Source organism: Nonomuraea sp. WAC 01424 (genome assembly GCF_003947315.1).
Lineage (GTDB): Bacteria > Actinomycetota > Actinomycetes > Streptosporangiales > Streptosporangiaceae > Nonomuraea > Nonomuraea spiralis.
The window spans coordinates 1-11,221 of record NZ_QHHZ01000045.1 but is presented as its reverse complement, the minus strand read 5'-3'; the positions used below and the strand labels follow the sequence as shown (position 1 = coordinate 11,221).

Here is an 11,221-nt window from a genome sequence, read left to right as displayed (position 1 = left end):
GGAATCCGTCCATCCGAAGATGTGACGGGGTTATGCATGGTTTTCATGCACTGGCTTTTAAACACACTGTTGAGTTCTCAAGAAACGGACGCGTACTTCCTCACCAGAACCCGTTCCCGGATCCTCGCTCAGAGGCGCTCACATTTCATTTCCTTCAGTCTACCAGATCCGGACGATTCTTGTCAAACCGCCCGATCCGGGAGCTTCCGGACCTGCTCCGTTTTGGAGCAACCCTGCTAACTTACTCTAACTTTCGGCCTTTGTCCAACCGTGAGGTCAGGCAGCCCGAAGGTCGGGGTTGATCAGCAGGGGTGTCGGGGCTGATTGCCCCGCGTTGAAAACTGTAGCAGCCCCGAGGACGTCGAAGGTCCATCTTCGGTAACGAATGGACCTTCCCCGCGTGCGTATGGTTCAAACACCGAGCCCGGACAGCTGCGCCTCAAGGCGCGCGATGTCCGCGGCGGCCTGCTCGGCACGGGCCCTGACCTTGGCCACCACGTCGTCCGGCGCCTTGGACATGAACTGCTCGTTGCCCAGCTTGCCGGTCGCCTGCGCGGCATCCTTGCGGGCCGCAGCGAGATCCTTCTCCAGGCGCTTGCGCTCGGCCACGACGTCGATGGCGCCCGCGGTGTCGATCTCCACGGTCACCCCGCCCACGCTGAAGCGCGCTGTGGCGTTGAACGTCTCCGCCGGCTCGGGCAGCCGCAGCAACGCGCGGATCGCCCTCTCCTGGGCCTCCAGCGGCGTGCCCGCCAGCCCCAGCCGCGCGGCCACCTTCTGGCCGGGCTTGAGCCCCTGGTCGGAACGGAACCTGCGGACCTCGGTCACGAGCTCCTGGAGGGCGTCGATCTCGGCCTCGGCCGCCGGGTCGGCGTAACGGGGGTCGGCCTGCGGCCAGGGGGCCACGACGATCGACTCGCCGCCCGTCACCGCCCGCCACAGCTCCTCGGTGACGAACGGCACCAGCGGATGCATCAGCCGCAGCAGCGCGTCGAGCACGTGCCCGAGCACGAGCCGGGTGTGTTCGAGCCCCTCCCCGAGCTGGATCTTGGCCAGCTCCAGGTACCAGTCGCAGACCTCGTCCCAGGCGAAGTGGTAGAGCAGGTCGGAGACCTTGGCGAACTCGAACTCCTCGAACGCCGCGTCGGCCGCGTTCACCACGCTCTGCAGGCGTGACAGGATCCAGCGGTCGGCCGCGGTGAGGTCGAGCCCGTCGAGCGAGCCCACGGCCGCGCCGTTCATCAGCGCGAAGCGGGTGGCGTTCCAGATCTTGTTGCAGAAGTTGCGCGAGCCGGCCGCCCATTCCTCGCTCACCGCCACGTCGGCGCCGGGGTTGGCGCCGCGCAGCAGCGTGAAGCGGGTGGCGTCGGCGCCGAAACGCTCGACCCAGTCGAGCGGATCGACCACGTTCCCGAACGACTTCGACATCTTCTTGCCGTATTGGTCGCGGACCATGCCGTGCAGGGCCACGGTCTGGAAGGGCGGACGCCCGTCCATGGCGTAGAGGCCGAACATCATCATCCTGGCCACCCAGAAGAACAGGATGTCGTAGCCGGTCACCAGGACGGAGGTCGGGTAGAACTTCTCCAGCTCAGGGGTGGAGTCGGGCCAGCCCAGCGTCGAGAACGGCCACAGGCCGGAGGAGAACCAGGTGTCGAGGACGTCGGCGTCCTGGGTGTAGCCGGCCGGCGGCTCCTCGTCGGGGCCGACGCAGACGACCTCGCCGGCCGGGCCGTACCAGACCGGGATGCGGTGGCCCCACCAGAGCTGGCGGGAGATGCACCAGTCGTGCATGTCATCGACCCAGTCGAAGTAGCGCTTGGCCAGCTCCGGCGGGTGGATGCGGGTGCGGCCGTCGCGCACGGCGTCGCCGGCGGCCTTGGCCAGCGGCGAGACGTTGACGAACCACTGCAGCGACAGCCGCGGCTCCACCACGGTCTTGCAGCGCGAGCAGTGGCCGACCGAGTGCAGGTAGGGGCGCTTCTCGGCGACGATCAGGCCCTCGGCGCGCAGTGCGGCGACCACGGCCGGGCGCGCCTCGAAACGGTCGAGGCCCTCAAAGGGACCGTGGGCGGTGATGACACCGCGCTCGTTCATGACCGTGAGCGACGGCAGCGAGTGGCGGCGGCCGATCTCGAAGTCGTTGGGGTCGTGGGCCGGGGTGACCTTGACCGCGCCGGTGCCGAAGGCGGGATCGACGTGTTCGTCGGCGACCACCGGGATCATGCGGCCGGTCAGCGGCACCTCGACCATCGTGCCGATCAGGTGGGCATAGCGCTCGTCGGAGGGGTGGACGGCCACGGCGGTGTCGCCGAGCATGGTCTCGGCGCGGGTGGTGGCCACCACGATCTCGTCGGAGTAGCGGATCGAGACCAGCTCGCCCTCGTCCTCGCTGTGCTCGACCTCGATGTCGGACAGCGCGGTCAGGCAGCGCGGGCACCAGTTGATGATGCGCTCGGCGCGGTAGATGAGCCCGTCGTCGAAGAGCTTCTTGAAGATGGTCTGGACGGCCCGCGACAGGCCCGGGTCCATGGTGAAGCGCTCGCGCGGCCAGTCGACGCCGTCGCCGAGCTTGCGCATCTGGCCCAGGATCTTGCCGCCGGACTCCTCCTTCCACTCCCAGACCCGCTCGACGAACGCCTCGCGGCCCAGGTCGTGGCGGGACAGGCCCTGCTTGGCCAGCTCGCGCTCCACGACGTTCTGGGTGGCGATGCCGGCGTGGTCCATGCCGGGCAGCCACAACGTCTCGCGGCCCTGCATGCGGGCGCGGCGGGTCAGCGCGTCCTGGACGGAGTGGTCGAGCGCGTGCCCGATGTGCAGGACGCCCGTCACGTTGGGCGGAGGGAGGACGATGCTGTACGGCACGCGCGAGCTGCCCGGGTCGGCGTGGAAGTAGCCTTCGGACACCCAGCGCTCGTAGCTCCGGGTCTCGACGTCGGCCGGTGTGTACTGGGTAGGCAGCTCTTGCGTCGTCACAGTGACCAATTCTAGGGAGCCGGGCAAGCGAAACGCCCCCGGGATGGATCCCGGGGGCGTTTCTGGGACTGTCAGGCCGACTTCTCGCGCGGCGTGCGCTGCTGCTTGGCGGCGAGCTGGTCACGCGGGACGAGCGTCGGGATCGCGTGTTCCAGCACCGACTCGCGGGTGATGACCACCCGGGCGACGTCCTGACGGGAGGGCACCTCGTACATGACGGACTGGAGCACCTCCTCCAGGATCGCGCGCAGCCCGCGCGCGCCGGTGCCGCGCAGGATGGCCTGGTCGGCGATGGCCTCCAGGGCGCCGTCGGTGAACTCCAGCTCCACACCGTCGAGCTCAAGCAGCTTGCGGTATTGCTTGACCAGCGCGTTGCGCGGCTCGGTGAGGATCTGGATGAGCGCCTCGCGGTCGAGGTTGTGGACCGAGGTGATGACCGGCAGGCGGCCTACGAACTCGGGGATCATGCCGAACTTCAGCAGGTCCTCGGGCATCACGTCGCCGAAGATGTCGGCCGTGTCGACCTCTTCCTTCGAGCGGATGATGGCGTTGAAGCCGATGCCCTTCTTGCCGACGCGCGACTCGATGATCTTTTCGAGGCCCGCGAAGGCGCCACCGCAGATGAACAGCACGTTGGTGGTGTCGATCTGGATGAACTCCTGGTGCGGGTGCTTGCGCCCGCCCTGCGGCGGCACCGAGGCCGTGGTGCCTTCGAGGATCTTCAGCAGCGCCTGCTGCACGCCCTCGCCGGATACGTCGCGAGTGATCGACGGGTTTTCGCTCTTGCGGGCGATCTTGTCGACCTCGTCGATGTAGATGATGCCCGTCTCGGCCTTCTTGACGTCGTAGTCGGCGGCCTGGATGAGCTTGAGCAGGATGTTCTCGACATCCTCGCCGACGTAGCCCGCCTCGGTGAGCGCGGTGGCGTCGGCGATGGCGAAGGGCACGTTGAGCATCTTCGCCAGAGTCTGTGCGAGGAGAGTCTTTCCCGACCCGGTGGGCCCGAGCAACAAGATGTTGCTCTTGGCCAGCTCAAGGCCGTCGTCTCTGCCCCGGTCGCCGGACTGCACCCGCTTGTAGTGGTTGTAGACCGCCACCGAGAGCGCCTTCTTCGCCTTGTCCTGTCCGATGACGTAGGCGTCGAGGAACTCGTAGATTTCCCTCGGCTTGGGCAGGTTGTCCCACTTGAGCTCGGAGGACTCGGAGAGCTCCTCCTCGATGATCTCGTTGCAGAGATCGATGCACTCATCGCAGATGTAGACGCCTGGACCGGCAATGAGCTTCTTGACTTGCTTCTGACTCTTCCCGCAGAAAGAGCACTTCAGCAGGTCTCCCCCGTCGCCGATGCGTGCCACCCCAGATACTCCTTTGCGTGGGACCGCCCTGCTCACGCGAGCAGTGTCTCCGGACATCCTCCGGACTAGGCCGAACCGCTCAGGTTTCGACGTTACCGTCTTCTGGGCCCTCAGTGAGCCCCCTAGCGGCGAGTCGCACCGGAACGTGCCCTATTGGGCAGCGCTCCGGTGCGGTCACATCTCAACTAGGAAGCGACGGCCTGAGCTCGTTTCTTCCTTGTCGGGATGATGTCGTCGATCAGACCATACGCCTTTGCCTCGTCCGCGTTGAGAATTTTGTCGCGTTCGATGTCCCTGCGGACGTCGGCAGAGGCCTTGCCCGTGTGCTTCGCCACGATGTCCTCAAGGAGGGATCGCATACGAAGGATCTCGCGGGCCTGGATCTCGATGTCGCTTCCCTGGCCACCGCCCTCGGTGGAGGGCTGGTGGATCAGCACCCGGGCGTTGGGCAGCGCGAAGCGCTTGCCCGGGGTGCCGCCGGCCAGCAGCACGGCCGCGGCCGAGGCGGCCTGGCCGAGGCAGACGGTCTGGATCTCCGGCCGGACGAACTGCATCGTGTCGTAGATCGCCGTCATGGCCGTGAACGAGCCACCGGGCGAGTTGATGTAGATGCTGATGTCACGGTCGGGGTCGAGCGATTCCAGCGTCAGCAGCTGGGCCATCACGTCGTTGGCCGACGCGTCGTCGATCTGCACCCCGAGGAAGATGATGCGGTCCTCGAAGAGCTTGTTGTACGGGTTCATCTCCTTCACGCCGTAAGACGTGCGCTCGACGAAGGAGGGGAGAACGTAACGGCTCTGGATGTTCATGTCAGCTCCCCCTAGGAGACCGGGCCCACGGAGGGCACCTGCCGCGCGCTGCGCACCACGTGGTCGATGAAGCCGTAGTCCTTCGCCTCCTCGGCCGTGAACCAGCGGTCGCGGTCGGAGTCGGACTCGATCTGCTCCAGCTGCTGCCCCGTGTGGAAGGCGATCCGCTCGGCGAGCGTCTTCTTCACGTAGAGCATCTGCTCGGCCTGGATGGCGATGTCGGCCGCGGTGCCGCCGATGCCGCCTGACGGCTGGTGCATCATGACGCGGGCGTGCGGCAGGCCGTAGCGCTTGCCGCGGGCGCCGGCGGTGAGCAGGAACTGCCCCATGGAGGCGGCCATGCCCATCACCACCGTGGACACGTCGTTAGGCACATATTCCATCATGTCGTAAATCGCCATACCGGCACTCACCGAGCCCCCCGGCGAGTTGATGTACAGCGTGATGTCGCGCTCGGGGTCGTCGGCCGCGAGCAGCAACAGCTCGGCGCAGATCCGGTTGGCGATCTCGTCGTTGACCTCCTGACCGAGCACGATGATGCGCTCACGCAGCAGGCGCTGGTAAAGCTGGTCCTCAAGCCGGAAGGACGAGCCGTTCTCACGGCCTCGCGACTCAGGCTGATAGAAGGTCGGCGGGCTGGTCACAGCGTCACCTTCCGATGCGTCGTAATCGATTGGCTTTGCTTGTGACCTTAACGCGCGGCGCCTACAGCTCATGCCCGGTCCCCCGTACTGTTCGCTGACGGCGCAGGTCTGGGTCACCGGCTTTCTGCCAGCCTACGCCGTTCCTCCACGCCCGGCTCGACGGCGGGTTCTCCGGGCGTTTCGGCGGGCACCGGCAGCGGGACGCCTGGGCGCTTCAGGGGCGTCCTGGGCCCCTCAGGAGCCTCGGGGGCGTGTGGGCGGGCTGCGGCCGTGCGGGGCCCTACGGGGCCCTCAGCGGCGGCGAGAGCGCGACGGGCCGCCCCAGCGCCTGGCCCGGACCACAGAGCTGGTCCTCCAGGTTTGGCCCGGGAAAGCACGAAGCCCCCGAGACCGGCACGGTTCGGGGGCAGCGCGAAGCCCCCGAACCACGACGGAACGGGGGCCTCGGATAGGTCAGGCTTCGGCCTTGTCCTCGGACTCGGTCTCGGCGGCCTCGTCGGCCTCCTCCTCGACCGGAGCGCCGTTGATCTCGGCGTAGATCGCCTTGAGGTCGACCTCGTTGCCGTCGCTGTCGACGACCTTGGCGGCGTCGCCGAGCACGGACTTGGCCTTGTCACGGACGATCTCGACCATGGCCAGCGTGAGCTGGTCGTTGTCGGCGAGGTGCTTGGCCAGCTCGTTGGGCTGGACACCCATCTCCATGGCGCGGCGCACGACGAAGTTGGTCAGCTCCTGCTCGTTGACGCCCAGCTCCTCGGCCTTGACGATCTTGTCGAGCACGAAGCCGACCTTGAGCGCCTTGGCGGAGTTGGTGTCGAACTCGGCGAAGCGCTCCTCTTCCGTCGTCTGGTACAGACGGAAGAAGGCGTCGCGGCTCAGACCGCTCTCGGCGATCTGGTGGTCGAGGTTGTGCTTGCGGGCGTCGACCTCGGCCTTGAGCGCGCTCTCCGGCATCGGGATGTCGATCTTCTCGAGCAGCGCGTCGAGGGCCTTCTCACGAGCCTGGACGACCTGGTCGATGAGCTTGTTGCGGCGGGCCTGCTCGCGGATGCTGGCCTTGAGCTCGTCGAGCGTGTCGAACTCGCTGGCGAGCTGGGCGAACTCGTCGTCGAGCTCGGGCAGGACCTTCTCCTTGACCGACTTGACGTTGATGATCACGTCGGCCTCCTCGCCGGCGTTCTCGCCGCCGACGAGCTCGGTCTTGAAGCTCTTCTCGTCGCCCGCGGACATGCCCACGAGGGCGTCGTCGAGGCCCTGCAGCACCGAGCCGGCGCCGACCTCGTAGGAGACCTCGCTGGCCTGCTGCTCCTCGATGTTCTCGCCGTTGATCTCGGCGCGCAGGTCCATCACCACGAAGTCGCCGTTGGCCGCGGCGCGTTCGACGCCGGTCAGCGTCGCGAAGCGCTGGCGCAGCCCGTCGAGCTGGCCGTCGACGTCCTCGTCGGAGACCTCGGCGGAGTCGACGGTGACCTCGGCGCCCTGGTAGTCGGGCACCTCGAAGTTGGGCCGGATGTCGACCTCGGCGGTGAACTCGATCTGCTCACCGTCGTCGATCTTCGTGACCTCGATGTCGGGCTGGCTCACCGGGAACACGTCGACCTCGTCGACGGCCTGGCCGTAGAGCTTGGGCACCGCGTCGTTGAGGGTCTCCTCCAGCACTACCGCCCGGCCGAAGCGCTGCTCGATGATGCGGGCCGGAACCTTGCCAGGCCGGAACCCGGGGACGCGCACCTGCTGCGCGACCTTCTTGTACGCCGCATCCATGCTCGGGCGCAGCTCGTCGAACGGCACCTCGACGGTGAGCTTGACCCGGGTCGGGCTGAGCTCCTCGACAGCGGTCTTCACGGATGGTCTCCTTGATCAAGCTACGAGTGATCGCGGGCGCGTCCATTCGGTACGGCTCACGCGCCGCGCCCACATGAGCGTCGGGCATGCTCCGCCACGGCGGGATCCAACGCCGATGGCCAGTCTAGGGCAGATGCGTACCGAACAACGACGCCGTCGCCGTCAGAACTCCTCGGCGATCGTCCGCAGCAGATCGATCGTCTCATCCGGAGTGGTGCTCACGGCGCATAGCCGCTCCATGACTTCTGTGTATCGGTCCACGTCCTCGCGCTTGTCCAGGTACAGCGCGCTGGCCAGCTGCTCGACGTAGACCACGTCGGGCAGGTCCCGGTCGGGGAAACGCAGGATGCTGAACGCCCCGCCCTCGGCGCTGTGGCCGCCGAAGCTGAACGGCATGATCTGGATGGTGATGTTGGGCTGCCGCATCAGGTCGATGAGGTGTTCGAGCTGAGCGCGCATGACCTCGAACCCGCCGATGGGGCGGCGCAGCGCGGCCTCGTCGATGACGGCCCAGAAGACCGTGCCGTCGGGGCGGTCGAAGATCCTCTGGCGTTCCAGCCGGAGGTCCACGCGCCTGGCGATCTCCTCCGCCGCAATGCCCGCCGATCCCGCGGTCACGACGGCCCTGGCGTACTCCTTGGTCTGCAGCAGTCCCGGCACGAACTGGACCTCGTACGTCCTGATCCGGGCGGCCGCCTCCTCAAGGCCGACGTACGCCTGGAACCACGTGGGCAGGACGTCGTTGAACCGGTGCCACCAGCCGGGTTCGTTGGCGGTCGTCACCAGGTCGAGGACGGCGGCGCGGGCCTGCTCGTCCATGACCCCGTAGAGGGTGAGCAGGTCGGCGACGTCACGTTCCTTGAACCCGACCCGGCCCAGCTCCATACGGCTGATCTTGGATTCTGAGCCCCTGATGAGGTGGCCCGCCTCCTCGCGGGTGACATTCTTCGCTTCCCTGAGCTTTCGCAGCTGGGAGCCCAGGAGGATGCGCAGCGCCGTCGGCCCCGAACCCGGCTGGTTCTGCGTCACTTTGCCTCCTATCAAGGTCCGCACACACAGTGACACCACATTGCCGGGTATGACAAGGTCTCAACCTCGTGTCCGATTAGGAGAGTTTTGCCCCAAAAGGCGCATGCTGTTGCACATTGCAGCTGCACGTGCATTTGGGTCTTGCAGCCGCCGCGTTCGTGACCCATGATGGCTTAGTGCATTGTGGGCCAAACGTGCACTAAACCGAGGGCTACGGGGAGGTATCGGCGGCATGGTGGAGGATCCTCTGGCCACTGCCGATTGCCTGCAGATCACCCGTGAGGTGGGCTTCGACCACCTGCTCAAGGGTGGGAAGCCCAACACGACCGCGTGCCCGCTGCCCTTCCAGGCCGACTCGGTGAAGACCGCCAGGGACGTGACCCGCTCCACACTGCGGGGATGGGGTCTGCACGAGCTGAGCGACGACGCCGCGCTCGTGGTGTCCGAACTGGTGACGAACGCCGTGAGGTACGCGATGTACGCGGGCGGCCGGCGAGAGATCGAGCTCTTGCTGATGCGCGTGTCGCCGCACGTGCTGCTGGCCGTGGCGGACCCGAGCGACGAGGTGCCGCGCCGCAAGGAGCCCGACTTCATCTCGGAGAACGGGCGCGGCCTCTACATCGTCGAGACCTACAGCCAGTGCTGGGGCTGGGACCCGCTCGACCGCGGCGGCAAGGCCGTATGGGCGCTGTTCCGCGCCGAGGAGGGCCGGACCGAAGAGGGCTGACGCCCCCGGTTCACTCGCCGGTGACGCCGTCGATGCGCTCACGCAGCAGGTCGGCGTGGCCGTTGTGGCGGGCGTACTCCTCGATCATGTGGATGAGGATCCAGCGGTGGGTGCAGTCCTGGCCGTTCCTGTCGGCGACGGCGTCGAGGGAGTTGGCGGCCGAGATGGCCCGCGCGCGCTCGATCTCGTCCTGCCAGGTGGCGAACGCCTCCTCGGCCGAGGCCGTGTCCACGTCGTTGAAGTCGGCGTCGTTGTCGACGTCCTTGTTCCACAGGCGGGGGATGTCCTCGCCGTTCAGCACGCGGCGGAACCAGACGCGCTCGACGTGGGCCATGTGCCGTACCAGGCCGAGCAGCGACAGGGTGGAGGGCTCGGCGGCCCGGAGCCTGAGCTGGTCCACGGTGAGGCCGGCGCATTTCACGGCCAGGGTGCCGCGATGCCATTCGAGCCAGTTGCCGAGCACGGTCCGTTCGTCGCCGGTGAGTGGCGGGGGCACACGATTGTCTGTCACGTCTCGACCTTAGTGGGCGGTTCGTCCAGCCCTGGCGAAAGCCGCGGTCAAGCAGAAGGGCCCCTTTCCTTGCGGAAAGGGGCCCGTCAGCTGGTCGGGGCGACAGGATTTGAACCTGCGACTTCTTGCTCCCAAAGCAAGCGCGCTGCCAAGCTGCGCCACGCCCCGCCTCGCCGGGTGCGCATGCGGTCCGTTACTCCGGTACGCTTACGCCCTGACGACCGGATGAAGTCTAGACCAGAGTTCGACCGGTTCGCGCGGACGTAGCTCAATGGTAGAGCCCTAGTCTTCCAAACTAGCTACGCGGGTTCGATTCCCGTCGTCCGCTCCAAGCACGTAGGCCCAGGTCCGGGAGATGATCCCGAGCCTGGGCATTACTGTTACCTGATCTTGTCTCTGGTGGCGCCACTCACGTGCCATACGCCTTGTCGGCGCGACCGCCGGTGACACCCACAAGGCTTCCCCGAGCGCCTGAGTGACGACCTTGTCCCTGCCGAGAGAAGTTCACGCCACCGTTGGCGACCAGCGACGGCAGCCGGCAGCCGTTGCCCGCGAAACGGAAGATCAGGACCATCGGGTCGAACCGGCTTCCAGGGGCGGCGGTTGGGGTCTTGATCCTCAGCTGCCCAAACCCACGGGCTTCTCGAGTCCACACACGGCGGCCGGCGTGGTGAGGCGCATACGAGGTGTTCGGGCTCGTGTAGCCCTGGTTTTTCGCTGCAAGGTTGTGGCACAACAGCTCACGGAGACTCAGAGCGTGGCGTTCACCAGATCCACATGCCGGGCTGCCCACCGCCTGCGGCATCCTCAGGAATGATGAGTTGCGCGGCCTCGGGACCGACACGGGAACCTTCGTCCAGCGGGATCGCGAACCGGTGCTCGCCAGAGTCGACTGCCAGAAATCTCGCCGGCACCATCTCGTAGCCGTCGATCACGCGACCGATGTAGTGGCGCATGACAACAGGCGCATTGCCGTGCGGGAAACGCCAGCCCCGGCAGCCGTACAAGCCGAACGGATCAGCGAGCGCTCGAAGGACCGCACCGTCGAAACGCAGCTCGACGTAGTCTCGTACGAAACAGACTGCTGAGACTTCGCGGCCGACGAGGAGCGAGAGGCCTTCGTCCGGCAGAGGCACCCCGTAGTCCATGTGGTCATCCTGGCACGAGGACAGTTGGGGAGCTTCTGGAGAAGGCGCGGTGTCTGGTCTCACTTGATGCTTGACGCTTTGGCATCGGATGATGCTTGACACTCCTAGCTGATCTTTCGCTTCTTAGTATGCGCCTGAGACTTGATCCGAGTGATCTCCTGGGTGGTGGTTCGGGGC

9 protein-coding genes and 2 tRNA genes are annotated in these 11,221 nt (G+C 66.6%); 2 read left to right on the top strand and 9 right to left on the bottom strand.

The genetic code is table 11. The annotated features are described in order from the left end of the window. Positions 1-411: 411 nt before the first annotated feature. From DMB42_RS52620 to DMB42_RS52595, 6 genes are all read right to left on the bottom strand, one after another. The gene (locus tag DMB42_RS52620) at positions 412-2,976 is read right to left on the bottom strand and encodes a valine--tRNA ligase (RefSeq protein ID WP_312024814.1); all 2,565 of its coding nucleotides are present in this window, start codon (positions 2,974-2,976) and stop codon (positions 412-414) included. A gap of 71 nt (positions 2,977-3,047) precedes the next feature. Next, a complete protein-coding gene (clpX, locus tag DMB42_RS52615; RefSeq protein WP_125649914.1) occupies positions 3,048-4,331 on the bottom strand; it encodes an ATP-dependent Clp protease ATP-binding subunit ClpX in 1,284 nt (427 codons plus the stop codon). Positions 4,332-4,516: 185 nt separating this feature from the next. Beyond that, entirely contained in the window at positions 4,517-5,140 is a 624-nt protein-coding gene (locus DMB42_RS52610; RefSeq protein WP_125649911.1) for an ATP-dependent Clp protease proteolytic subunit, read from the bottom strand. Positions 5,141-5,151: 11 nt separating this feature from the next. Then, a complete protein-coding gene (locus DMB42_RS52605; RefSeq protein WP_125649908.1) occupies positions 5,152-5,784 on the bottom strand; it encodes a ClpP family protease in 633 nt (210 codons plus the stop codon). A 453-nt stretch (positions 5,785-6,237) separates the two neighbouring features. Then, positions 6,238-7,629: a trigger factor gene (gene tig / locus DMB42_RS52600; RefSeq protein ID WP_125649906.1), complete on the bottom strand. Its 1,392-nt coding sequence runs from the start codon at positions 7,627-7,629 to the stop codon at positions 6,238-6,240. 162 nt (positions 7,630-7,791) lie between these two features. Beyond that, on the bottom strand, positions 7,792-8,658 hold the full coding sequence (locus DMB42_RS52595; protein ID WP_125649903.1) for a helix-turn-helix transcriptional regulator: 867 nt from the start codon (positions 8,656-8,658) through the stop codon (positions 7,792-7,794). 232 nt (positions 8,659-8,890) lie between these two features. On the opposite strand from DMB42_RS52595, the gene DMB42_RS52590 reads away from it, so the two are divergent. Further along, the gene (locus DMB42_RS52590; RefSeq protein ID WP_125649900.1) at positions 8,891-9,385 is read left to right on the top strand and encodes an ATP-binding protein; all 495 of its coding nucleotides are present in this window, start codon (positions 8,891-8,893) and stop codon (positions 9,383-9,385) included. A 10-nt stretch (positions 9,386-9,395) separates the two neighbouring features. Here the strand turns inward: DMB42_RS52590 and DMB42_RS52585 are convergent, their stop codons facing one another. Both DMB42_RS52585 and DMB42_RS52580 read right to left on the bottom strand, forming a co-directional pair. Continuing rightward, positions 9,396-9,896 carry a DinB family protein gene (locus DMB42_RS52585; RefSeq protein ID WP_125649897.1) on the bottom strand — a complete coding sequence of 167 codons (501 nt, stop codon included), beginning with the start codon at positions 9,894-9,896 and terminating at the stop codon, positions 9,396-9,398. A 91-nt stretch (positions 9,897-9,987) separates the two neighbouring features. Beyond that, positions 9,988-10,064 (bottom strand) — tRNA-Pro (locus DMB42_RS52580). Positions 10,065-10,153: 89 nt separating this feature from the next. Here DMB42_RS52580 and DMB42_RS52575 point away from each other — a divergent pair. Next, positions 10,154-10,227 (top strand) — tRNA-Gly (locus DMB42_RS52575). Positions 10,228-10,660: 433 nt separating this feature from the next. Here the strand turns inward: DMB42_RS52575 and DMB42_RS52570 are convergent. Further along, positions 10,661-11,044, bottom strand: a complete 384-nt coding sequence (locus DMB42_RS52570) for a hypothetical protein (protein WP_125649894.1) — start codon at positions 11,042-11,044, stop codon at positions 10,661-10,663. Positions 11,045-11,221 lie beyond the last annotated feature (177 nt).